This is a genomic window from Pantoea latae (genome assembly GCF_002077695.1).
GTDB lineage: Bacteria > Pseudomonadota > Gammaproteobacteria > Enterobacterales > Enterobacteriaceae > Pantoea > Pantoea latae.
This window is the reverse complement of the sequence record NZ_MWUE01000004.1, coordinates 171,487-192,910: the sequence shown is the minus strand read 5'-3', so window position 1 is coordinate 192,910 and position 21,424 is coordinate 171,487. Positions and strand designations below refer to the sequence as shown.

Sequence of the window (21,424 nt, the reverse complement as noted above, 5' to 3'; positions counted from 1 at the left end):
GCCTGTTTTTCGCTATCTTGTGCAGGCCGCGCGGTGAGCCTGCTATTTACCCAAACAGGCCACTCTGAAACGGCAGACATTCTAATCATAAAAATCACCCTCAGCCATGCGCTGAAAACGTCATTCAGCCCCTGGCCTGTTTCATTTTATTTCCACCAGATCGCGGCAGGTTATTGTCATTGTGATAATTTTCAACAAGTGGGGTGATATGCCACAGCGTTCGCTGCGCTGGACGGGGGCAATGCTCGGCGTTGCGCTCTATAGTCTGGTGTTTATTTATGCTCATCGTTTCTGGCTGGTCGGCAATACGCCGCTGCGCGGCCAGCCTGAACTGCTGCTGTTTTTACTGCCTGGCGTGGTGATGGCGCTGCTGCATGCGCAAAGCCCGCTAAAAAGCACGCTGCTGATGGCGCTATGGGGCACGCTGCTCGGCGTGCTGCTGCTTAACAACGCGCTGCTGGCGCACACCAGCTGGCTGATGCTCTCTACCTGGAGCCTGAGCGCACTCTTCTGGGCGGGCAGCGGCGCGCTGCTGGTGCGTCTGGCGCGTATCGTCTGGCGCTGACGCCAGAATGAAAAACGGGCCGAAGCGGCCCGTTAGCTGTGCATTGACGCCTTACGCGCCTAGATTCTCTTTGCTCCAGGCGGCGAAATCGGTGTAACCGCCGATATGCTGCTCATCCACAAAAATCTGCGGCACGGTGCTTACCGGTTTGCCCGCGCTCTTTTCCAGATCCGCTTTGGTGATGCCTTCTGCCTGGATATCCACATACTGATAGCTAAAGTCGTCGCGCTCGGCGCTGAGCTTGTCGGCCAGCTCTTTCGCACGCACGCAGTAGGGGCAGCCTGGACGACCAAAAATCACAGTAACCATGAAACGCTCCTTAATTCAGGTTCTACAATGTGACCCATGTCACATAAGTTCAGAACGGATAGTCAATATCATGCCCGCTCGAACCGCTTAAAGAAAGCGGGAAATGCCTGTTAGTCTGATGCGCGCCGCCTATGCAAGTTTGTGAAGCTTGACCATAATTAGCGGCCTGAACCCGGTGCGACCCAGGAGAACGCCATGACCCCACTGGCACGTTTACCCAAAGCTCTGCTGCTGATGGAGGCGCTCGGCGGCCTGATGGCGCTCTGCGCGCTGCTGCTGGCTAACCGCTGGCTACCGCTGCCCGCGCACCTTGACAGCAAGACGCTGGCGACCGCGCTGCTGATGGTGGGCATTCTGCTGATGCTGCCCGCCGCCTGGCTGATGATGTGGCGTACCGCCCGAGCCATGGCGCCGCAGCTGTTTGGTCGCACCACTAACAACAACAAGACTCGCCGGAGACCTTAATGACACCGACTATCGATCTATTGTGCAGCCACCGTTCCATTCGTGCCTTTACCGACCAGGCGATTAGCGCGGAACAGCGTGAGGCGATTATCGCCGCGGCGCAATCGGCGTCCACCTCCAGCTTTCTACAGTGCTCTTCTATTGTGCGCATTACCGATCCCGCGCTGCGTCAGCAGCTGGTCCAGCTGACCGGCGGCCAACAGTGGGTCGCGGACGCGGCGGAATTCTGGGTGTTCTGCGCCGACTTCAACCGTCATCTGCAAATTTGCCCGGACGCGCAGCTGGGCCGCGCCGAGCAGCTGCTGCTCGGCTGCGTCGACACCGCGCTGATGGCGCAGAACGCCATGGTCGCCGCCGAATCGCTCGGCCTGGGCGGCGTCTTTATCGGCGGCATCCGCAACAATATCGCGCAGGTTACCGAGCTGCTCGGCCTGCCGAAATTCGTGCTGCCGCTGTTCGGCTTCTGCATCGGCTATCCCGACGCGGTGCCCGACGTTAAACCGCGTCTGCCGCAGGCGATGCTGGTGCATGAAAACCGCTATCAGCCGGTCGATCCGCAGGTGCTGGCCGACTACGACAGCCGCACGGCGATCTACTACGAACAGCGCGACAGCAATCAGCGCAGCGAAACCTGGAGCGAGCTGATCCAGCGCCTGATCGTCAAAGAGACGCGCCCCTTTATGCTCGACTACCTGCATCAGCAGGGCTGGGCAACGCGCTAACCGGCACGAGGATCGATGATGAAAATCGCTATATTGTCGCGCGATCCGACGCTCTACTCCTGCCGCCGTTTATGCGAAGTGGGCGAGCGGCGCGGGCATGAGATTCAGGTCATCGATCCGCTCTCCTGCTACATGAACATCAATCCAGCGTCGCCGACGGTGCACTATCGCGGTGAACCGCTGGGCCATTTCGACGCGGTGATCCCGCGCATCGGCCCGGCCATTACCTTTTACGGCACCGCGGTGCTGCGCCAGTTCGAGATGTGCGGCAGCTATCCGCTCAACGAGTCGCTGGCGATCGCCCGTGCGCGCGATAAGCTGCGCTCGCTGCAGCTGCTGGCGCGTCAGGGAATCGATATGCCGGTAACCGGCTTCGCCTCGTCGCCGGACGACACTCAGGATCTGATCGCTATGGTGGGCGGCGCGCCGCTGGTGGTGAAGCTGGTGGAAGGCACGCAGGGCATCGGCGTGGTGCTGGCGGAGACACGCCAGGCGGCGGAGAGCGTGATTGATGCCTTTCGCGGCCTCAACGCCCATATTCTGGTGCAGGAGTTTATTCAGGAAGCGCAGGGACGCGACCTGCGCTGTCTGGTGATCGGCGATGAGGTGGTGGCGGCGATTGAGCGCAAGGCGAAAGAGGGCGATTTCCGCTCTAACCTGCATCGCGGCGGCACCGCGCGCGCGGTGGAGATCACCCCGCAGGAGCGCGATATGGCGGTGAAAGCGGCGGCGACGCTGGGGCTGGCGGTTGCGGGCGTTGATATCCTGCGCGCCCGACGCGGGCCGCTGGTGATGGAGGTCAACGCCTCCCCTGGGCTGGAGGGGATCGAAACTACCACCGGCCTCGATATCGCCGCTCTGATGATCGGCTGGATTGAGCGCAACGCTTTGCCCGGCTTCACTCTTAAAACCGGCGGCTGACGCGCGCTTTTCAGCAGTTTTCGTAGCGTCCCGCCCTTTTTTTCCGTAAGCTTAGTCGCCTGTTTATTCACCCCTTGGGACACTACGATGGATTCTCTTGTCGTTCCGGATATCGACCTGTTGCGTCGCTGGCTGGATCAGCAAAATATCACCTGGTTCGAATGTGATGCCTGTCAGGCACTTCATCTGCCGCACATGCAAAATTTCGATGGGGTGTTTGACGCCAAAATCGATCTGGTCGACAACGTCATTCTCTTCTCCGCGCTGGCGGAGGTGAAGCCGACGGCGCTGATCCCGCTGGTCGGCGATCTGTCGCAGATCAACGCCAGCTCGCTGACGGTGAAAGCCTTTGTCGACATTCAGGATGACAATCTGCCGAAGCTGATTGTCTGCCAGTCCCTCGCCACCAGCGCCGGTCTGACCTTTGGCCAGTTCGCCAGCTTTATGAAGCAGAGCGAAGAGCAGGTTTCGATGGTGATCATGGAAGCGTTCGCCAATAATCTGCTGATGATGGGCGAAGAAGAAGAGCGCGCGCCGGTCAGCTTCAGCCATTCGCTGCTGCACTAAGCACCCCCATTTTCCTGCTTTTTTAACTGCCGCTTTATGCGGCAGTTTCTATTTTTGCGCCACCATTTTTTATTCTGCATTTCGCCCTTTACTGCCAGATATTTCTCGTGCTTTATGCCAATCCTGCCAGACCACATAGCACAAACATGCATAACCTGTCGCTAAAAGGCGTTTTTTACGCTGGGGTATGGCAGCGGCAGGGGCGGGGGGCTATTCTTGCGGGGCTGCATGAGACGTGGATCCGCAGCGCAGGTATCAGTTTTTACTATTAAACTCTCAGTGAATATTGATTCATTGTGTCCTTGAATTCGCGCACAGCTTGCCATGCAGGGATCCGCGTTGACCCGGTGGTGATGATCCGCTCAGGAGGAACTAAAAAGATGTCTACTCAAAAAAAATGGTTGTCAGGTGCGATCGCCGGCGTACTGATGGTCGCCTCTGCAGGCTCAATGGCGGAAGATAAAACGCTGCACGTTTATAACTGGTCAGATTATATCTCGGCGGACACCGTTCCCAATTTTGAGAAAGCGTCCGGCATTAAAGTGGTTTACGACGTGTTTGACTCTAACGAGGTGCTGGAAGGCAAACTGATGGCGGGCAGCACCGGCTACGACGTGGTGGTGCCATCCTCCAGCTTTCTGGCGCGTCAGCTGCAGTCCGGCGTATTCCAGGAGCTGGACAAGAGCAAGCTGCCGAACTACAAAAACCTCGATCCTGAGCTGATGAAGAAGGTGGCGCAGCACGATCCCGACAATAAATACGCCATCCCTTACCTGTGGGGCACCACCGGCATCGGCTATAACGTCGACAAGGTGAAAGCCGCGCTGGGCACCGACGCGCCGGTCAACAGCTGGGATCTGGTGCTGAAGCCGGAAAACCTCGAGAAGCTGAAAAGCTGCGGCGTCTCCTTCCTCGACGCGCCGGAAGAGATTTTCGCCACCGTGCTTAACTATCTCGGCAAAGATCCTAACAGCAGCGACGCCAAAGACTACTCCGGCGCGGCGACCGATCTGCTGCTGAAGCTGCGCCCCAGCATTCGCTACTTCCACTCGTCGCAGTACATCAACGATCTGGCAAACGGCAACACCTGCGTTGCCATCGGCTGGTCGGGCGATATTCTGCAGGCGAAAAACCGTGCCGAGCAGGCGAAAAACGGCGTCCATCTCGCCTATAGCGTGCCGAAAGAGGGCGCGCTCGCCTTTTTCGACATGATGGCGATCCCGAAAGATGCGAAAAACCTCGACGCCGCCTATCAATGGCTGAACTACATCATGGATCCGAAAGTCATTGCCGACGTTTCCAACAAGATGTCCTACGCTAACGGTAACAAGGCGTCGCTGCCGCTGATCAACGCTGACATCCGCAACAACCCGGGTATCTTCCCGACGCCGGAGGCGATGTCGAAGCTGTTTGTGCTGAAGGTGCAGGATCCGAAGCTGGATCGCGCGCGCACCCGCGCGTGGACGCGCGTGAAAAGCGGGAAATAAGCCGCGTTTAGCGCACCCGAACGTTAACAACCTGGAACAGAGGCGCTGCGCTGGCCTCTGTTTTCCTTTTTTTAGCGGCTGGCTCAGCCGTTCCGCGTAGACCGGAGTGAACTGTTAGTGAACGACGCGATCCCTCGTCCTCAACCTAAAACCGCAAAAGCGTTAACGCCGCTGCTGGAGATCCGCAACCTGACCAAATCGTTCGACGGCCAGCACGCCGTCGACGACGTCAGCCTCACCATCTATAAAGGCGAAATTTTCGCACTGCTCGGCGCCTCCGGCTGCGGAAAATCGACCCTGCTGCGCATGCTGGCGGGCTTCGAGCCGCCGACCAGCGGCCAGATCGTGCTGGACGGCCAGGACCTCTCGCACGTGCCGCCTTATCAGCGTCCGGTCAATATGATGTTCCAGTCCTATGCGCTTTTTCCGCATATGACGGTAGAGCAGAACATCGCCTTCGGCCTGAAGCAGGACAAACTGCCGAAGGGCGAGATCGCCGCGCGGGTGCAGGAAATGCTGGCGCTGGTGCATATGCAGGAGTTCGCGAAGCGCAAGCCGCATCAGCTCTCCGGCGGCCAGCGTCAGCGCGTGGCGCTGGCGCGCAGCCTGGCGAAGCGGCCCAAGCTGCTGCTGCTCGACGAGCCGATGGGCGCGCTGGATAAAAAACTGCGCGACCGGATGCAGCTGGAAGTCGTGGATATCCTGGAGCGCGTCGGCGCCACCTGCGTGATGGTGACCCACGACCAGGAAGAGGCGATGACCATGGCGGGCCGCATCGCCATTATGAACCGCGGCAAATTCGTGCAGATCGGCGAGCCAGAAGAGATTTACGAGCACCCGACCACCGTCTACAGCGCGGAGTTTATCGGCTCGGTGAACGTCTTTAACGGCATGCTGCGCGAACGCCAGGAGGATGGTCTGGTGATCGACAGTCCCGGCCTGGTGCACCCGCTGAAGGTCGACTCCGACGTCTCGGTGCTGGATAACGTGCCGGTGCACGTCGCGCTGCGCCCGGAAAAAGTGATGCTGTGCGACGAGGTGCCGGCGGACGGCTACAACTTCGCCGTCGGCGAGGTGGTGCATATCGCCTATCTCGGCGATCTCTCCATCTTCCACGTGCGGCTGAAAAGCGGCCAGATGATCAGCGCCCAGCTGCAGAACGCCCATCGCTTCCGCAAAGGGCTGCCGACCTGGGGCGACGAAGTACGCCTCTGCTGGGATGTCGACAGCTGTGTGGTGCTGACGGCTTAAGGAGACGCAATGAGCCAACTTTTTCACTCCAGCAAGCCGGTGCGCGCGCGCCTGGCCGGCACGCCGCTGCAGCGCTGGGCGACGCGCATGAAAATGCGTCACGGCCGCAAGCTGGCGATCGCGCTGCCCTACGTCTGGCTGGTGCTCTTTTTCCTGCTGCCGTTTTTGATTGTGCTGAAGATCAGCTTTGCCGACATCGCGCGCGCCATTCCGCCCTATACCGAGCTGATTAGCTGGGCAGACGATCAGCTCAACATCGTGCTCAATCTCGGCAACTACCTGACGCTAACCGACGATCCGCTCTACGTGGACGCCTATCTGCAGTCGCTGAAGGTGGCGGCGGTCTCGACCCTGATCTGCCTGCTGGTGGGCTATCCGCTCGCCTGGGCGGTGGCGCACAGCAAACCCTCGATGCGCACCATTCTGCTGCTGCTGGTGATCCTGCCGTCGTGGACCTCGTTTCTGGTGCGCGTCTACGCCTGGATGGGGCTGCTGAACAACAACGGCATCCTGAACCGGTTTCTGATGTGGCTGGGCGTCATCGACCATCCGCTGGTGATCCTCTACACCAACACGGCGGTCTATATCGGCATCGTTTACTGCTATCTGCCCTTTATGGTGCTGCCGATCTACACCGCGCTGACGCGCATCGACTATTCGCTGGTGGAGGCCTCGCTCGATCTCGGCGCGAAGCCGCTGAAAACCTTTTTCAGCGTGATCGTGCCGCTGACCAAAGGGGGCATTATTGCCGGCTCGATGCTGGTGTTTATCCCGGCGGTAGGCGAATACGTGATCCCGGAACTGCTCGGCGGCCCGGACAGCATTATGATTGGCCGCATTCTGTGGCAGGAGTTCTTCAACAACCGCGACTGGCCGGTCGCCTCGGCGCTGGCAGTGATTATCCTGCTGATTTTGATCCTGCCGATCGTCTGGTTCCACAAGCATCAAAACCGTGAAATGGGAGAGAAGGAATGAACCAGCTGCCTGCGATCCGCTCGCCGTGGCGCACCGCCATTCTGGCCTGCGGCTTCCTGTTTCTCTATGCGCCGATGCTGCTGCTGGTGGTCTACTCCTTCAACAGCTCGCAGCTGGTGACGGTGTGGGAGCGCTTCTCGTTTCACTGGTATCGCGTGCTGTTTCAGGACAGCGCCATGCTCGACGCGGTGGGGCTGAGCCTGACCATCGCCGCGCTGAGCGCCACCATGGCGGTGGTGCTCGGCACCATGGCAGCGGTGGTGGTGGTGCGCTTTGGCCGCTTTCGCGGCCATACCGGCTTCGCCTTTATGCTCACCGCGCCGCTGGTGATGCCCGACGTGATCACCGGACTGTCGCTGCTGCTGCTGTTCGTCGCCATGGGTAACGCCTTCGGCTGGCCGAGCGATCGCGGCATGCTCACCATCTGGCTGGCGCACGTTACCTTCTGCACCGCCTATGTGGCGGTGGTGATCAACTCGCGCCTGCGCGAGCTGGATCGCTCGATTGAAGAGGCGGCAATGGATCTGGGCGCGACGCCGCTGAAGGTCTTCTTCGTGATCACCGTGCCGATGATCGCCCCGGCGATCGTCACCGGCTGGCTGCTCGCCTTTACGCTGTCGCTGGACGATCTGGTGATCGCCAGCTTCGTCACCGGGCCGGGCGCCACCACCTTGCCGATGGCGATCTTCGCCACCGTGCGGCGCGGCGTGAACCCGGAGATCAACGCGCTGGCGTCGCTGATCCTGTTTGTGGTCGGGCTGGTGGGCTTTATCGCCTGGCGCTGGATGGCGCACGAAGAAAAACAGCGTATTCGCGATATTCAGAAAGCCAGACGTGGCTGAAATCCGTAACTTTTGCCACTATAAAGACGGGCGGATGGTGCCGCCCGTCTACGCGTGGTGACGGAGCCTGCCGATGTCGGAAACCCTGAAGAACAGCGATTTTATCTCTCTCGCGCCTGTACCGGTGACGGTGGCGGGCATCGCTATTATCGCCACGCGCTGTTTGAGCGTGCTGATGCTGGCCAACGAGCTGGGGCTTGAGGAGATTGCCAACTTCGTTCATCGCAGCGCTCAGGCGTGGGACTCTACCCTGATCTTTATCGCCAGCCAACTGATCTTCTTTTATGAGCTGCGCTGCGCCTTTCTGCTGCTGCGCGGCAGCAACCGCGGGCGCTGGGGCTTTGCGGCGACGCAGCTGGTGGTGCTGCTCTATATGCTGCTGGCGTCGACCGGCGCCGTCTACCCGGAGATTTTCAGCATCAGCGGCGCCAGTAACGCACAAATCATCCATCATACGCTGATGCAAAAGCTGCCCGATCTGCTGGTGCTGGGGCTGCTGTTCGTCCCGGCCGGCAGCCGCGCATTTTTCCGTAAGCGGTGATACAATCGCGCTCCGCCCGACCTCCCACGATTAATACAGGCCTTACCCGATGCAATGCGCGCTCTATGACGCCGACCGCTGCCGTTCATGCCAGTGGCTGGAAAAACCCTATTCGCAACAGCTGCGCGACAAACAGGCGCGGCTCGAAGCGCTGCTGGCGCAGCAGCCGGTTGGAGAGTGGCTGCCGCCGGTGACCTCGGCGCAGCAGGCGTTCCGCAACAAAGCGAAGATGGTGGTCAGCGGCAGCGTCGAACGTCCGGTGCTCGGCATGGTGCAGCGCGACGGCACGGCGGTGGATCTCAGCGCCTGTCCGCTCTATCCGGCCAGCTTCGCGCCGGTGTTCGCTGCCATCAGGCCCTTTATCGCCCGCGCGGGCCTGACGCCCTATAACGTGGCGCGCCGGCGCGGCGAACTAAAATTTCTGCTGCTGACCGAAAGCACCCAGGGCGGCATGATGCTGCGCTTTGTGCTGCGCTCGCGCGCGAAGCTGGATCAGCTGCGCGCCGCGCTGCCGTGGCTGCAGCAGCAGCTGCCGCAGCTTGAGGTGATCTCGGCCAATATTCAGCCGGTGCATATGGCGATTCTCGAAGGGGATGAGGAGATTGCGCTGACGCCGGCGCAGTCGCTGGCGGAGAGCTTTAACCAGGTGCCGCTCTGGATCCGGCCGCAAAGCTTTTTCCAGACCAACCCGCAGGTGGCCGCCGCGCTCTACGCCACGGCGCGCGACTGGGTGCACGCGCTGAACGTCGGCAGCATGTGGGATCTGTTTTGCGGCGTTGGCGGCTTCGGCCTGCACTGCGCCACGCCGCAGATGCAGCTGACCGGCATTGAGATCAGCGCCGAGGCGATCGCCTGCGCGCAGCGCTCGGCGCAGATGCTGGGACTGGAGAAGGTGAACTTTGCCGCGCTCGACTCAACCGCTTTCGCCACCGGGCGCGACGCGGTGCCCGATCTGGTGCTGGTCAATCCGCCGCGGCGCGGCATCGGCGCCGCGCTGTGCGACTATCTCAGCCGCATGGCGCCGCAGACTATCCTCTACTCGAGCTGCAATCCCGAGAGCATGGCGCAGGATATCGCGCGGCTGGCGGCCTATCGCGTCACGCGCGTGCAGCTGTTCGACATGTTTCCGCACACCGCGCACTTTGAGGTGCTCTGCCTGCTGACGCGCCGTGGCGCGGAAGAGGGTGGGCCAGCGTCCTGACAGCCTGAACTGAGGAGCGTGCAGAACCGGTCAGACTCTCGTCCGCTGGCCCATAATGGCGTTACTCAGGAAACCATTTTTGATTCAGCTGCTGCAGGGCGCCGTTGCTTTTCAGCGTCGCCAGCGCGTCGTTCAGACGGTCGCGCAGCGCCGCGTTGCCTTTGCGCACCGCAATGCCCAGACCGGTGCCGAAATAGGCCTTGTCGGTGACGTGCTCGCCCACCGGCGCTAAGTCGCTGTTGGTCTTCAGCCACTGATTGACCACGGCGGTGTCGCCGAATACGCCATCCAGGCGACCATTTTTCATATCAAGAATCGCGTTCTGATAGCTGTCATAGGCGACGGTGGCGATCTCAGGATGCTTCTCCTGCAGATATTTCTGGTGGGTGGTGCCGTTCTCCACGCCAATACGTTTGCCCTTCAGCGCGGCGAAGTCGCTGAATTTGCCCTTACGCGCAATCACCACGGCGGAGTTGGCGTAGTAAGGCTGAGTGAAGTCCACCTGTTTGCTGCGCTCGTCGGTGATATCCATGCCGGAGATCACCGCGTCGAAGCGGCGGAATTTCAGCGACGGGATCAGGCTGTCGAAGGCGTTGTTGGTGAAGGTGCACTCCGCTTTCATCTGCTGACAGAGCGCTTTCGCCAGGTCGATATCGTAGCCGACGATCTGGTTGTCGCGATCCAGCGATTCAAACGGGGGATAGGTCGCGGAAGAGGCGAAGCGGATTGTCTCCGCCGCGTGGGCGCTCATTGCCAGAGTCGCCAGCGCGGCGGCAAGGATCCATTTTTTCATTGTGTGACTCCTGAAAACCATGCCAGAGGCGGAACGGTTGACACGATGCCAGTAAATGAATCTTTATGCAATATTTGTGAGTAAAAAATTAAAAAGGCGAGCATTGCTCGCCTGGTTATTAACTTCTACGCTCAAAAGCGAGCGCGCGCCGCTCAATCAGCCGCATCATCAGCGTCAGCAGCCCGTTCACCACCAGATAGACCAGACCGGCCGCGGCGAACACCATCACGTCGTAGGTGCGGCCGTAGAGCAGCTGGCCGTGGCCCATCACTTCCATCAGCGTAATGGTGTAGGCGAGCGATGTACCTTTGAATACCAGCACCACCTCGTTGGAATAGGAGGAGAGGGCACGCTTAAACGCATAGGGCAGCAGGATGCGCAGCGTATCTTTGCGGTTCATGCCCAGCGCGGCGCAGGATTGCCACTGGCCCGACGGGATGGCGCGCATCGCGCCGTAAAACAGCTGCGTGGTGTAGGCGGCGCTGTTGAGCGACAGCGCCAGCATGGCGCAGAGCCACGGCTGCGACAGCAGATGCCACAGCCAGGGAACGCTCTGCAGGCTGGGGAACTGGCCGGGGCCGTAGTAAATCAGGAAGATCTGCACCAGCAGCGGCGTGCCGGTAAACAGAGTGATATAGATCTTCACCAGCGGCGTGAGCAGCGGGGTTTTCAGCGACAGCACCACGGTGAACAGCAGCGCCAGCACCAGCGCCACCAGCAGCGACGCCAGCGTCAGCGTCAGGCTGGTATGTAACCCTTTAAGAATTTCAGGCAGGTAGCTCAGCATTAGCTCTCCCCTCGCTCGAAGCGGGTGGTGCGCAGCTCAATCCGACGCAGCACCGCCTGGCTCAGCAGCGTAATGACCAGATAGATCGCCGCGGCGATAAGAAACCAGGTAAAGGGCTCCTGCGTGCGGGTGGCGATGCTTTTGGTCTGCAGCATCAGATCGTTGACGCTGATCAGCGAGACCAGCGCGGTATCCTTTAGCAGCACCAGCCACTGGTTGCCGAGGCCCGGCAGCGCGTGGCGCCACATCTGCGGCATAATCAGGCGCAGAAAAATCGCCGATTTCTTCATGCCCAGCGCCTGGCCCGACTCCCACTGTCCCTGCGGCACCGCCTTGAGCGCGCCGCGCAGGGTTTGCGAGGCGTAGGCGGAGTAGAGGATCGCCAGCGCGATCACGCCGCACAGAAAGGGGCTGACGTCGAAGTTTTCGATCTGAACCTGCACCGGCAGCTGGAACAGGCCGAGATTCAGGGTAAAGCCGTCGGAGAGCAGCAGCAGCAGCTGCGAGGCGCCGAAATAGATAAACAGCACCACCAGGATTTCCGGCAGGCCGCGGATCAGCGTCACCAGCGCGGTGCCGATCCACGCCAGCGGCTTGATGCGCAGCGACTCCCAGCCGGCAAAAATCATCGCCAGCGCAAGGCCGGCGATCAGGGCGCAAACAGCGAGGCCGACGGTCATGCCGGCGGCGCTGGCGAGAGGATAGAACTCACTCATCGGTAATTACTGCTGGAACCATTTGCTGTAGATGGTTTTGTAGGTGCCGTCGGCCTTCACCTTCGCCAGCGCGGCGTTGAACTTCGCCTGCAGATCGCTGTTGCCCTGACGCACGGCGATGCCGAGGCCGGTGCCGAAGTAGGCTTTGTCGGTGACCTTGTCGCCCACCGCCGCCAGATTCGCGTTCTGCTTCAGCCATTCGTTGACCACCGCCGTGTCGCCGAACACCGCGTCAATACGGCCGTTTTTCAGGTCCAGCACCGCGTTCTGATAGCTGTCGTAGGGCACGGTGGTGATGTCGCCATGCTGATCGTTCAGGTATTTCTGGTGCGTGGTGCCGTTCTGCACGCCGACGCGTTTGCCCTTCAGCGCGGCCACATCGGCCACTTTGCCTTTCTGGGCGATAAACAGCGCGGAGTTGTCATAGTAAGGCTGGCTGAACAGCACCTGTTTTTCACGCTCCGGCGTGATATCCATGCCGGCCATCACCGCGTCGAAGCGGCGGAACTTCAGGCTCGGGATCAGGCTGTCGAACGCCTGATTGGTAAAGGTGCAGGTCGCGTCCATCTCTTTACAGAGCGCGTTCGCCAGATCGACGTCAAAGCCCTGGATCTTGTTGCTGGAATCGACGAATTCGAACGGAGGATAGGAGGCTTCGGTGGCGAAACGAATAGTCTGCGCCGCCGACGCGCTCAGGCTCAGACCAGCAAGCAGTGCAGCAAGTACGATTTTTTTCATTGGGAGCTTCCTGACTTAATGCGAAAGATAATGTGCAAACGCCTCGGTTTGCGGCTGTGTAAATCGGCTGGCGTCGCCTTGTTCCACGATATGGCCGTTCTCCATATAGACCACGCGGCTGGCGGTCTTACGGGCGACTTCGACTTCGTGGGTAACGATAACCTGCGTAATATTGGTCTGGGCCAGCTCGCGGATAATGCTGACGATCTGCGCGGTGATTTCGGGATCGAGCGCGGCGGTCGGCTCGTCGAACAGCAGAACCTGCGGCTCCATCATCAGGGCGCGTGCGATGGCGACGCGCTGCTGCTGGCCGCCGGAAAGGTGCAGCGGGAAACGGTCGGCATAGGGCGTCAGGCGCAGGCGCTCCAGCAGCTTGTCGGCGCGGGCGCGCGCCTCGCCTTTGCTGAGGCCCAGCACGCGGCACGGCGCTTCGATCAGGTTCTGCACCACGGTGAGGTGCGGCCAGAGATTATATTGCTGAAACACCATACCGACATTTTGACGCAGTTCGCGAATGGCGGCGTCAGAAGGCGTTTTGCTGAAGTCGAAATGGTTGCCGGCAATTTTCAGGCTGCCTGAGCGCGGCTGCTCCAGCAGGTTAAGCACGCGCAGGAGTGAGCTTTTCCCCGCGCCGCTTGGGCCGAGCAGCACCAGCGTTTCGCCTTGCGGGCAATCCAGATTGATGTCAAACAGCGCCTGATGGGCGCCGTAAAAGCAGTTAATCCCGTTTAGTTGAATACTCATGCGCAAATTTTGAATAGCCATTAGTGCCGCGAATCTTAACCGCACCAGAATAGTTATGCAAATGAAGTGGGTTAAAATTTATTAAACTGCAGCGAAACAGGTAAAGCGTAGCACAATATCGCGCCACTCCGCGCAGGTCGCCAGGGGCAAAAAATCGCGCCGCTGAAGAGCGGCGCGCGTCAGGGAAACAGGCGTTATTTTCTCGCCTGCTCCAGCGTCTGGCTCAGGGTGCCGCCGCCCGGATGGGGCCAGTCGGCGACGTAGCGCACGTCGTCCACTACCCAGCAGGTGCCTTCGCGGATCATCAGCACCTCATCCTGCCAGCTTTTGTTGTCGCGGCTCAGCTCGACGCGCAGCGGAATATTGCGCGCGTCGCGGTTGGGAATGGTGGAGCTGTCCGCCACGCTGGCGGCGGTCGGGCCCTGCGGCAGGCTGGAGAAGAGATCGCCGCTGCGCCACGCTGCCGAGGCGTTGCCGCTCTGGCTGCCGGCCTGCTGCAGCGCCTGGTAGAGACGTTCGCTCAGGTAAGGGCGATATTTTGCCAGCTGATCGCTGCCAGGCAGGCCTGGGGTCGGCTGCTGAAGGCGCAGATCGTAAAACTGCTGCGCGACGCTGTCCGGGCCGCCGTCGACGCAGGGCGCGCTGCGAGGGCCGTTGTCCTTAATCACCGGCTCGACCGTGGTGCAGGCTGAGAGCAGCAGCGCGGTGGGGATCAGCAGCGCAAAGGCTTTGTTTCTCATCTCGATTTCCTTATTGTTCTCTGGCAAAGCGCTATTTTTAGCATAGAGTATAGCCGTGCTTTTTAGTTGAAAGAGCCTTGCACGCCATTTCATAGAAGGAGAGAGCGATGAAGTTTTCCACTACGCCCACCCTGGAAGGACACAGCATCAGCGACTACTGCGGCGTCGTCACCGGCGAGGCGATCCTCGGCGCCAATATCTTCCGCGACTTTTTTGCCGGTATTCGCGATGTGGTTGGCGGCCGCTCCGGCGCCTACGAGAAAGAGCTGCGCAAGGCGCGTGAAATCGCCTTCGAAGAGCTGGAAGCGCAGGCGAAATCGCTGGGCGCCAATGCGGTGGTCGGCATCGATATCGATTATGAAACCGTCGGCAAAGATGGCAGCATGCTGATGGTCAGCGTCTCCGGCACGGCGGTGATCCTGCGTTGAGGCGGCGGCTGGCGGCGCTGTCGCTGCTGCTGCTGGCGGGCTGCCACAGCGGGCTGGAGTCGCGGCAGGGCTACTGGGTCGATACGCAGCATCCCGCTTACGGCGCCAGGCCGCGTATCAAAACCCTCGTTATTCACTACACCGCCGAAGATTTTCCCTCGTCGCTGGCGACCCTGACCGATCGCGACGTCAGCGCCCACTATCTGATCCCGCGCCAGCCGCCGCAGCGCGCCGGCAAACAGGTGGTGTGGCAGCTGGTGCCGGAGGCGCAGCTCGCCTGGCATGCCGGCGCCAGCTACTGGCGCGGCGCGACGCATATCAACGACACCTCGATTGGCATCGAGCTGGTGAATCGCGGCTACAGGCGCACGCTAACCGGGCGCGACTGGCAGCCCTTTAGCGCGGCGCAGATCGCCGCGCTGATCCCGCTGCTGAAAGATATTACCCAGCGCTACGCCATCGCCCCGGTGCAGATCGTCGGCCACAGCGACATCGCGCCGCAGCGCAAACAGGATCCCGGCCCGCTGTTTCCCTGGCGCCAGCTGGCGCAGCAGGGCATCGGCGCCTGGCCAGAGGCAGCGCGCGTGCAGCACTACTTAGCGGGCCGCGCGGCGCAGGATCCGGTTGAGACAGAAAAGCTGTTGTCGGCGCTGTCGCGCTACGGCTATGACGTGAGCGGTGCGACCACGCCGCGCGAGCAGCAGCGGCTGATCGCGGCGTTTCAGATGCATTTTCGTCCGGCGGACTATCGCGGTTTGCCGGACGCGGAAACCCTGGCGATCGCCAGGGCGCTGCTGGAGAGATATGGCGATTAACGCTGCAGGAAGGCTCTCCAGTGCGCCACCAGCTGCTCCAGCGCAGAACGATCGACATCCAGATGGGTGACGATGCGCGTTACCGGCCCAACGCTAAGCAGCACGTCGCGCTGGGCGAACCAGCTTTTTAGCGCCTCGACCTGCTCGGCGGGCACGCGCACAAACAGCATATTGGTCTGCTGCTCCACCACCTCGACGCCCGCCTGCTGCAGCTGCTGGCCCAGCCAGGCGGCGTTATCGTGATCCTCTTTCAGCCGCGCCACGTTGTGCTGCAGCGCATAGAGGCCGGCCGCCGCCAGGATGCCCGCCTGGCGCATGCCGCCGCCGGTCATTTTGCGCCAGCGACGCGCGCTGTCGATATAAGCCTCATCGCCGCACAGCAGCGATCCCACCGGCGTGCCCAGTCCTTTCGACAGGCAGATAGTCAGGGTGTCGCAGTAGCGCGCGATCGCCTCCAGCGTGACGTTTTGCGCCACCACCGCGTTAAAGATGCGCGCGCCGTCAATATGCAGCGCCAGCTTGCGCTCGCGGCTAAATTCAAAGGCGCGAGCGAGATAGTCGAGCGGCAGCACCTTGCCGTGATGGGTATTTTCCAGGCTGAGCAGGCGGGTGCGCGCGAAGTGAATATCGTCCGGCTTGATGGCGGCCGCCACGACGTCGAGCGGCAGCGTGCCGTCTGCGGCGGCGAGGATCGGCTGTGGCTGGATGCTGCCCAGCACCGCCGCGCCGCCCGCTTCATATTTGTAGTTGTGCGCCTGCTGGCCGACGATATATTCATCGCCGCGCTGGCAGTGGCTCAGCAGCGCCACCAGGTTGGCCTGGGTGCCGGTAGGGAAGAACAGCGCGGCCGCTTTGCCGCTGAGCCGCGCCGCTTCCGCCTCCAGCGCGTTAACGGTGGGATCGTCGCGATAGACGTCGTCGCCGGTGTCGGCGGCCATCATCGCCTGCAACATCGCGGCGCTGGGCCGGGTTACGGTATCACTGCGTAGATCGATCACGTGGCTCTCCTGAGAAAAGAAAAGCGGGCGCAAACGCCCGAACAGACTGCACACAGGGTGAGGAGCGGATGGCGTGGCCCGAGGAGCAAAGCGTCCCGCGCCATGGACAAAAACGCCAGGAGCGTTTTTGAACAACGCAGCGCGTTGGCCCGCGCGCATACGCACCTCAGGGATGAGGTGCGTATGCGCGCGGGCCGAGCTGGCAGGGATGCCGTTTTTTGCGTCTTTGCGATCGGGCCACGCTATCCGCGCAGGCACCTTGCCTGTATCTTCAGCGGACCCAGATGCCCGCTGGCCTCTTTCTCTTTTACCGCAGCCAGTTGGTTTTCGCCAGCTCTACCACTTCGTCGCCGCGACCATTCAGAATGGCACGCAGCATATAGAGGCTGAAGCCTTTCGCCTGCTCCATCTTGATCTGCGGCGGCATCGCCAGCTCCTCTTTGGCGGTGATGACGTCCACCAGCGCCGGGCCGGGATGGGCGAACGCCTGCTCCAGCGCGCCGTTAAGATCGGACGCTTTCTCAACGCGATACCCTTTGATGCCGCAGGCTTCGGCGATAGCGGCGAAGTCGGGATTATCCAGCTCGGTGCCGTCAGTAAGGTAGCCGCCCGCTTTCATTTCCATGGCGACAAAGCCCAGCACGCTGTTGTTAAAGATCACCAGCTTCACCGGCAGTTTGAGCTGCGCCAGGGTGATAAAGTCGCCCATCAGCATGCTGAAGCCGCCGTCGCCGCACAGCGCCACCACCTGACGCTGGCGGTCAAGCGCCTGCGCGCCGATCGCCTGCGGCATCGCATTGGCCATCGAACCGTGATTGAAGGAGCCGAGCAGGCGACGGCGGCCGTTCATCTTCAGATAGCGCGCCGCCCAGACGGTGGGCGTGCCGACGTCGCAGGTGAACACGGCGTCGTCGCTGGCGTAGTGGCTGATCTGCTGCGCCAGATACTGCGGGTGGATCGCCTGTTTGTCGTTGGCGTTGGCCAGCTCGTCCAGCCCTTTGCGCGCGTCGGCGTAGTGCTCCAGCGCGCTGTCGAGATGATGACGGTCGCTTTTCTGCGTCAGCCGCGGCAGCAGCGCCTGCAGCGTCGGCTTCACCGCGCCGACGTACGCCTGATCGACATGACAGTGCGCACCCAGGCTGCCGGGATTGATATCGAGCTGAATGATTTTCGCCTTTTCGGGATAGAAGGCGCGATAGGGGAATTTAGTGCCGAGCAGCAGCAGCGTATCGGCATTCATCATGGCGTGATAGCCGGAAGAGAAGCCGATCAGGCCGGTCATGCCGACGTCGTAGGGATTGTCATACTCGATATGCTCTTTGCCGCGCAGCGCGTGGACGATAGGCGCCTTCAGCGTCTCCGCCAGTCGCACCACCTCGTCATGGGCGCCGGCGCAGCCGCTGCCGCACAGCAGCGTGATATTGCCCGCCTCGTTGAGGCTCTGCGCCAGCTGCGCCAGTTCCGCTTCCTGCGGCAGCACCTGCGGCAGCAGCGGCGGATACCACTCGGCGGTGGCGCTCTCTGGCGCCGGCTTCAGCGCCACGTCGCCCGGCAGCACGATCACGGAAACGCCGCGATTCAGGATCGCCTTGCGCATCGCAATGCCCAGCACCTGCGGCAGCTGCTCGGGACTGGAAACCAGCTCGCAGTAGTGGCTGCACTCGCGAAACAGCTCCTGCGGATGGGTTTCCTGAAAATAGCCGCTGCCGATTTCGCTGGAGGGAATATGGGCGGCGATCGCCAGCACCGGCACGCGGTTGCGGTGGCAGTCGAACAGGCCGTTGATCAGATGCAGGTTGCCCGGCCCGCACGAGCCGGCGCACACCGCCAGCTCGCCGCTGACGTGAGCCTCGGCGCCTGCGGCGAAGGCGGCAACCTCTTCGTGGCGCGTCGGCATCCACTCGATGGTGCCCATGCGGTTCAGGCTGTCGCTCAGCCCGTTCAGGGAGTCGCCGGTGACTCCCCAGATGCGTTTCACGCCCGCGTTTTCCAGCGTTTTGGCGATCAGCGCCGCAACGGTCTGCTTCATTCTCTTCTCCTCTGGCTGCAAGCCATCGTCCCGATGGCGGACAAAAAGAGAAGCGTAGTCGAGGTTGCGCGCGCGCAGCCGTGAAAAAGTGCGCTGCGCCTCAGGCGGAGAAAAAGGCGATCAGCAGCGGCGCCAGCAGGCTCATCACAAAGCCGTGCACGATGGCCGCTGGCACGATCTCGTTGCCGCCCGCGCGCTGCAGCACCGGCAGGGTGAAATCCATCGCCGTCGCGCCGCACAGGCCCAGCGCGCTGGAGCGGTGCCGGGCGATCAGCGCCGGGACCAGCATAATGGCGATCAGCTCGCGCAGCAGATCGTTGAAAAAGGCGGCGCTGCCGATCACCGGTCCGAACGCCTCGGTCATCAGGATGCCGGAAAGAGAGTACCAGCCGAAGCCGCTGGCCAGCGCCAGGCCGGTTTTCAGCGGCAGACCCAGCAGCGCGGCGGCAATCGCGCCGCCCAGCAGCGCGCTCAGCAGCACCACCAGCGACACCAGCATGCCGCGTCGGTTAAGCAGGATCTGGCGCAGCGTCATGCCGCTGCCGCGCAGCTGCACGCCCACCAGAAACAGCAAAAAGAGCAGCGCGTACTCGCTGGCCGTCGAGGCGTGGCGCAAAAAGGGAAACTGCGTCAGCCCCGCGAGGAAGCCCAGTACCACCACGCCGCACAGGGTCAGGGAGTCGAGCGCCATGCGCAGCCGCGACGGCAGCGCTTCCTGCTTATGCTGATGCTGCCAGGGGCGCTTTTTTTCCAGCAGGCGCAGCGCCAGCAGGTTACACAGCAGGATCGCCAGCGCGCTCACCAGCGCGATATGAAACACGCTAAGCAGATTGCGGCTAAGGTTATCGAGAAAAGCGAGGCTGATGCCCATAAAAAACAGGATGATGTAGACCATCCAGCCCAGCAGGCGATTAACGAGGCGTAACACGGCGGGCTGACGCAGCGGCAGCAGCCAGCCGAGCACCAGCGGCAGCAGAATGATAAGAAGTCCAGAGTACATAACGGATGCGTTTCCTTACAGAGAGTGGCGACACGCTAGCGAAAAAGCCTGAAGGAGTAAACACTTGTATCACCGCGGCCTGGCCGAACCTGAGGAGGGATGCCCATGATTCTGGAACATATTGAGATTACCGGCTTTCGCGGCATTAGCCATCTATCGCTGCCGCTCACCCAGACCAACCTGCTGATTGGCGAAAACGCCTGGGGCAAGTCGAGTTTGCTGGACGCCCTGAGCCTGCTGCTGGCACCGCAGGAGACGCGCTACGTCTTTACCCGCCACGACTTTCACTTCACGCCCGGCAACGGCGCGGCCCCGATGCGGCGGCTGCAGATCGTGCTTCATTTCCGCGACGACGGCAGCGAGCAGGCAGACGCCTTGTCGCCGTTCTGGCAGCGCGACGCGCAGGGCGCGCGGCGGCTCTACTTCAGCACGCGCGCACGGCTGCGTGACGACGGTGTCAGCGACTCGCGCCGCTTTTTGCGCGCGGACGGCGAGCTGTTGCCGCTGGCGGGCAGCGAAGCGGCGATCGGCGAGCTGGTGCGGCGGCATCCGGTGCTGCGGCTGCGCGACGCGCGCTTTAGTCGGCGGTTGCGCCATGATGAGGGCGAGGCGCAGCGCGCGCTGGCGACGGATATCGCCAGCCTGACGCGCCAGCTGGCGTCGCAGCCGCATCAGCTTAGCGATGAGACGCTGCGCCAGGGCGTCGCGACGATGCAGCAGCTGATGGAGCACTACTTTCTCGTGCTACAGCCTGCTGACGGCCAGGCGCGGCGCAGCGATCCGCAGAGGCGCGACGGCGCGCACGGCTGGCGCGCGCTGGATCGGCTTAATCAGCTGATGGGCGAAACCGACTCGCGCAGTCAGCAGATCGTGCTGCTGCGCATGTTTGTGCTGCTGGCGCAGGCGCGCGGCGCGGCGGCACTCTCGCCCGAAGCGCGGCCGCTGCTGCTGATCGAAGATCCCGAAACCCGGCTGCACCCGATTATGCTGTCGGTCACCTGGAATCTGCTGGAGCTGATGCCGCTGCAGAAAATCGCCACCACCAACTCCGGCGAGCTGCTGTCGCTGACGCCGGTGGAGAACGTCTGTCGGCTGGTGCGCGAACCCGCACGCGTCGCCGCCTGGCGCATCGGTCCTCAGGGGCTGAGCGCCGAAGAGAGCCGCCGTATCGGCTTTCATATTCGCGTCAATCGTCCCTCGGCGCTGTTCGCCCGCTGCTGGCTGCTGGTAGAGGGCGAAACCGAGGTGTGGATCATCAACGAGCTGGCGCGCCAGTGCGGCTACCACTTCGCGGCGGAAGGGGTGAAGGTGATCGAGTTCGCGCAGTCCGGCCTGAAGCCGCTGCTGAAGTTCGCCGCGCGCATGGGCATCGCCTGGCATGTACTGACCGACGGCGACGATGCTGGTAACAAATATGTCGCCACGGCGCGCAGTCAGCTTCAGCCGCATGAGGAGAGCGACCACCATCTGACGCAGCTGCCGGCGCGCGATATGGAACATTTCCTGTTCAGCGCCGGCTTCAGAGAGGTCTATTTGCAGATGGCGCACCTGCCGTTAAATGCGGCGATGAGCCCGAGGCGTATTATTACCCATGCCCTTCAGCACGCCTCCAAGCCGGAACTGGCGATCGCCGTGGCGATGGCCGCCGCCGAGCGCGGCGAGCAGGCGATGCCGCCATTGATGCGTCAGATGTTTTCACGCGTGATGTGGCTGGCGCGCGGCAAGGCGGATTAACCGCACGTGCGCAATAAAATAAAATGCCAGCGACACGGCTGGCATTTTTTGGGGGA

24 protein-coding genes are annotated in these 21,424 nt (G+C 61.8%); 14 read left to right on the top strand and 10 right to left on the bottom strand.

From position 1 onward, the window contains the following. Positions 1 to 208: 208 nt before the first annotated feature. Complete coding sequence (ybjM, locus tag B2J69_RS02375; RefSeq protein WP_081135961.1) at positions 209 to 565, top strand: inner membrane protein YbjM; 357 nt, start codon at positions 209 to 211, stop codon at positions 563 to 565. A gap of 51 nt (positions 566 to 616) precedes the next feature. On the opposite strand, the gene B2J69_RS02370 is transcribed toward ybjM, so the two are convergent. After that, complete coding sequence (locus tag B2J69_RS02370; RefSeq protein WP_081135959.1) at positions 617 to 874, bottom strand: GrxA family glutaredoxin; 258 nt, start codon at positions 872 to 874, stop codon at positions 617 to 619. A gap of 195 nt (positions 875 to 1,069) precedes the next feature. Between B2J69_RS02370 and B2J69_RS02365 the strand changes: the two genes are divergently transcribed. The 10 genes from B2J69_RS02365 to rlmC all read left to right on the top strand — a co-directional run bounded on the left by B2J69_RS02365 (position 1,070) and on the right by rlmC (position 9,846). Beyond that, positions 1,070 to 1,339 carry a DUF1418 family protein gene (locus B2J69_RS02365; protein WP_081135957.1) on the top strand — a complete coding sequence of 90 codons (270 nt, stop codon included), beginning with the start codon at positions 1,070 to 1,072 and terminating at the stop codon, positions 1,337 to 1,339. Beyond that, entirely contained in the window at positions 1,339 to 2,061 is a 723-nt protein-coding gene (nfsA, locus tag B2J69_RS02360) for an oxygen-insensitive NADPH nitroreductase (protein ID WP_081135955.1), read from the top strand. Before B2J69_RS02365 ends, nfsA begins: the two co-directional genes overlap by 1 nt. Before the next feature lie 18 nt (positions 2,062 to 2,079). Beyond that, the gene (gene rimK, locus B2J69_RS02355) at positions 2,080 to 2,982 is read left to right on the top strand and encodes a 30S ribosomal protein S6--L-glutamate ligase (RefSeq protein WP_081136361.1); all 903 of its coding nucleotides are present in this window, start codon (positions 2,080 to 2,082) and stop codon (positions 2,980 to 2,982) included. An 87-nt stretch (positions 2,983 to 3,069) separates the two neighbouring features. Next, entirely contained in the window at positions 3,070 to 3,549 is a 480-nt protein-coding gene (locus B2J69_RS02350; protein WP_033789230.1) for a YbjN domain-containing protein, read from the top strand. A gap of 380 nt (positions 3,550 to 3,929) precedes the next feature. Further along, complete coding sequence (gene potF, locus B2J69_RS02345) at positions 3,930 to 5,036, top strand: spermidine/putrescine ABC transporter substrate-binding protein PotF (protein WP_081135953.1); 1,107 nt, start codon at positions 3,930 to 3,932, stop codon at positions 5,034 to 5,036. 117 nt (positions 5,037 to 5,153) lie between these two features. Next, complete coding sequence (potG, locus tag B2J69_RS02340; protein WP_094078471.1) at positions 5,154 to 6,287, top strand: putrescine ABC transporter ATP-binding subunit PotG; 1,134 nt, start codon at positions 5,154 to 5,156, stop codon at positions 6,285 to 6,287. A 9-nt stretch (positions 6,288 to 6,296) separates the two neighbouring features. Next, positions 6,297 to 7,262, top strand: coding sequence for a putrescine ABC transporter permease PotH (potH, locus tag B2J69_RS02335; RefSeq protein WP_081135949.1), 966 nt, complete (start codon positions 6,297 to 6,299; stop codon positions 7,260 to 7,262). Then, positions 7,259 to 8,104: a putrescine ABC transporter permease PotI gene (potI, locus tag B2J69_RS02330; RefSeq protein ID WP_081135947.1), complete on the top strand. Its 846-nt coding sequence runs from the start codon at positions 7,259 to 7,261 to the stop codon at positions 8,102 to 8,104. The genes potH and potI overlap by 4 nt, the downstream gene beginning before the upstream one ends. Positions 8,105 to 8,177: 73 nt before the next feature. After that, entirely contained in the window at positions 8,178 to 8,645 is a 468-nt protein-coding gene (locus B2J69_RS02325; RefSeq protein WP_081135945.1) for a YbjO family protein, read from the top strand. Positions 8,646 to 8,694: 49 nt separating this feature from the next. Continuing rightward, on the top strand, positions 8,695 to 9,846 hold the full coding sequence (gene rlmC / locus B2J69_RS02320) for a 23S rRNA (uracil(747)-C(5))-methyltransferase RlmC (protein WP_081135943.1): 1,152 nt from the start codon (positions 8,695 to 8,697) through the stop codon (positions 9,844 to 9,846). Positions 9,847 to 9,907: 61 nt separating this feature from the next. Here the strand turns inward: rlmC and B2J69_RS02315 are convergent, their stop codons facing one another. The 6 genes from B2J69_RS02315 to B2J69_RS02290 form a co-directional block, all read right to left on the bottom strand. Beyond that, positions 9,908 to 10,639 carry an arginine ABC transporter substrate-binding protein gene (locus B2J69_RS02315; protein ID WP_081135941.1) on the bottom strand — a complete coding sequence of 244 codons (732 nt, stop codon included), beginning with the start codon at positions 10,637 to 10,639 and terminating at the stop codon, positions 9,908 to 9,910. Between the two features lie 118 nt (positions 10,640 to 10,757). Beyond that, the gene (artM, locus tag B2J69_RS02310) at positions 10,758 to 11,426 is read right to left on the bottom strand and encodes an arginine ABC transporter permease ArtM (RefSeq protein ID WP_033751357.1); all 669 of its coding nucleotides are present in this window, start codon (positions 11,424 to 11,426) and stop codon (positions 10,758 to 10,760) included. Next, the gene (gene artQ / locus B2J69_RS02305) at positions 11,426 to 12,142 is read right to left on the bottom strand and encodes an arginine ABC transporter permease ArtQ (protein WP_081135939.1); all 717 of its coding nucleotides are present in this window, start codon (positions 12,140 to 12,142) and stop codon (positions 11,426 to 11,428) included. Before artQ ends, artM begins: the two co-directional genes overlap by 1 nt. Before the next feature lie 6 nt (positions 12,143 to 12,148). Continuing rightward, positions 12,149 to 12,880: an arginine ABC transporter substrate-binding protein gene (gene artJ, locus B2J69_RS02300; RefSeq protein ID WP_081135937.1), complete on the bottom strand. Its 732-nt coding sequence runs from the start codon at positions 12,878 to 12,880 to the stop codon at positions 12,149 to 12,151. 15 nt (positions 12,881 to 12,895) lie between these two features. Beyond that, positions 12,896 to 13,624, bottom strand: coding sequence for an arginine ABC transporter ATP-binding protein ArtP (artP, locus tag B2J69_RS02295; protein ID WP_094078470.1), 729 nt, complete (start codon positions 13,622 to 13,624; stop codon positions 12,896 to 12,898). 194 nt (positions 13,625 to 13,818) lie between these two features. After that, positions 13,819 to 14,364, bottom strand: coding sequence for a lipoprotein (locus B2J69_RS02290; RefSeq protein ID WP_081135933.1), 546 nt, complete (start codon positions 14,362 to 14,364; stop codon positions 13,819 to 13,821). Between the two features lie 107 nt (positions 14,365 to 14,471). Between B2J69_RS02290 and B2J69_RS02285 the strand changes: the two genes are divergently transcribed. After that, the gene (locus B2J69_RS02285; protein WP_081135931.1) at positions 14,472 to 14,792 is read left to right on the top strand and encodes a heavy metal-binding domain-containing protein; all 321 of its coding nucleotides are present in this window, start codon (positions 14,472 to 14,474) and stop codon (positions 14,790 to 14,792) included. Then, positions 14,789 to 15,607: an N-acetylmuramoyl-L-alanine amidase gene (locus tag B2J69_RS02280; protein WP_081135929.1), complete on the top strand. Its 819-nt coding sequence runs from the start codon at positions 14,789 to 14,791 to the stop codon at positions 15,605 to 15,607. The genes B2J69_RS02285 and B2J69_RS02280 overlap by 4 nt, the downstream gene beginning before the upstream one ends. Here the strand turns inward: B2J69_RS02280 and ltaE are convergent. From ltaE to B2J69_RS02260, 3 genes are all read right to left on the bottom strand, one after another. Further along, on the bottom strand, positions 15,604 to 16,605 hold the full coding sequence (gene ltaE / locus B2J69_RS02275) for a low-specificity L-threonine aldolase (protein ID WP_081135927.1): 1,002 nt from the start codon (positions 16,603 to 16,605) through the stop codon (positions 15,604 to 15,606). The two genes, B2J69_RS02280 and ltaE, sit on opposite strands and share 4 nt — an antisense overlap. 307 nt (positions 16,606 to 16,912) lie before the next feature. Continuing rightward, on the bottom strand, positions 16,913 to 18,634 hold the full coding sequence (gene poxB, locus B2J69_RS02265; protein WP_081135923.1) for a ubiquinone-dependent pyruvate dehydrogenase: 1,722 nt from the start codon (positions 18,632 to 18,634) through the stop codon (positions 16,913 to 16,915). 100 nt (positions 18,635 to 18,734) lie between these two features. Further along, positions 18,735 to 19,634 (bottom strand): lysine exporter LysO family protein, encoded by a 900-nt coding sequence (locus B2J69_RS02260; protein ID WP_081135921.1) that lies wholly within the window; start codon positions 19,632 to 19,634, stop codon positions 18,735 to 18,737. Between the two features lie 105 nt (positions 19,635 to 19,739). Here B2J69_RS02260 and B2J69_RS02255 point away from each other — a divergent pair, with 105 nt between their 5' ends. Then, entirely contained in the window at positions 19,740 to 21,368 is a 1,629-nt protein-coding gene (locus tag B2J69_RS02255) for an ATP-dependent nuclease (protein WP_081135919.1), read from the top strand. Positions 21,369 to 21,424: the final 56 nt, after the last annotated feature.

What these genes read in the sequence shown, in the direction of transcription:
- ybjM (WP_081135961.1), top strand. Translation starts at nt 209, where the DNA reads ATGCCACAGCGTTCGCTGCGCTGGACGGGGGCAATGCTCGGCGTTGCG.
- B2J69_RS02370 (WP_081135959.1), bottom strand. Translation starts at nt 874, where the DNA reads ATGGTTACTGTGATTTTTGGTCGTCCAGGCTGCCCCTACTGCGTGCGT.
- B2J69_RS02365 (WP_081135957.1), top strand. Translation starts at nt 1,070, where the DNA reads ATGACCCCACTGGCACGTTTACCCAAAGCTCTGCTGCTGATGGAGGCG.
- nfsA (WP_081135955.1), top strand. Translation starts at nt 1,339, where the DNA reads ATGACACCGACTATCGATCTATTGTGCAGCCACCGTTCCATTCGTGCC.
- rimK (WP_081136361.1), top strand. Translation starts at nt 2,080, where the DNA reads ATGAAAATCGCTATATTGTCGCGCGATCCGACGCTCTACTCCTGCCGC.
- B2J69_RS02350 (WP_033789230.1), top strand. Translation starts at nt 3,070, where the DNA reads ATGGATTCTCTTGTCGTTCCGGATATCGACCTGTTGCGTCGCTGGCTG.
- potF (WP_081135953.1), top strand. Translation starts at nt 3,930, where the DNA reads ATGTCTACTCAAAAAAAATGGTTGTCAGGTGCGATCGCCGGCGTACTG.
- potH (WP_081135949.1), top strand. Translation starts at nt 6,297, where the DNA reads ATGAGCCAACTTTTTCACTCCAGCAAGCCGGTGCGCGCGCGCCTGGCC.
- potI (WP_081135947.1), top strand. Translation starts at nt 7,259, where the DNA reads ATGAACCAGCTGCCTGCGATCCGCTCGCCGTGGCGCACCGCCATTCTG.
- B2J69_RS02325 (WP_081135945.1), top strand. Translation starts at nt 8,178, where the DNA reads ATGTCGGAAACCCTGAAGAACAGCGATTTTATCTCTCTCGCGCCTGTA.
- rlmC (WP_081135943.1), top strand. Translation starts at nt 8,695, where the DNA reads ATGCAATGCGCGCTCTATGACGCCGACCGCTGCCGTTCATGCCAGTGG.
- B2J69_RS02315 (WP_081135941.1), bottom strand. Translation starts at nt 10,639, where the DNA reads ATGAAAAAATGGATCCTTGCCGCCGCGCTGGCGACTCTGGCAATGAGC.
- artM (WP_033751357.1), bottom strand. Translation starts at nt 11,426, where the DNA reads ATGCTGAGCTACCTGCCTGAAATTCTTAAAGGGTTACATACCAGCCTG.
- artQ (WP_081135939.1), bottom strand. Translation starts at nt 12,142, where the DNA reads ATGAGTGAGTTCTATCCTCTCGCCAGCGCCGCCGGCATGACCGTCGGC.
- artJ (WP_081135937.1), bottom strand. Translation starts at nt 12,880, where the DNA reads ATGAAAAAAATCGTACTTGCTGCACTGCTTGCTGGTCTGAGCCTGAGC.
- artP (WP_094078470.1), bottom strand. Translation starts at nt 13,624, where the DNA reads ATGAGTATTCAACTAAACGGGATTAACTGCTTTTACGGCGCCCATCAG.
- B2J69_RS02290 (WP_081135933.1), bottom strand. Translation starts at nt 14,364, where the DNA reads ATGAGAAACAAAGCCTTTGCGCTGCTGATCCCCACCGCGCTGCTGCTC.
- B2J69_RS02285 (WP_081135931.1), top strand. Translation starts at nt 14,472, where the DNA reads ATGAAGTTTTCCACTACGCCCACCCTGGAAGGACACAGCATCAGCGAC.
- poxB (WP_081135923.1), bottom strand. Translation starts at nt 18,634, where the DNA reads ATGAAGCAGACCGTTGCGGCGCTGATCGCCAAAACGCTGGAAAACGCG.
- B2J69_RS02260 (WP_081135921.1), bottom strand. Translation starts at nt 19,634, where the DNA reads ATGTACTCTGGACTTCTTATCATTCTGCTGCCGCTGGTGCTCGGCTGG.
- B2J69_RS02255 (WP_081135919.1), top strand. Translation starts at nt 19,740, where the DNA reads ATGATTCTGGAACATATTGAGATTACCGGCTTTCGCGGCATTAGCCAT.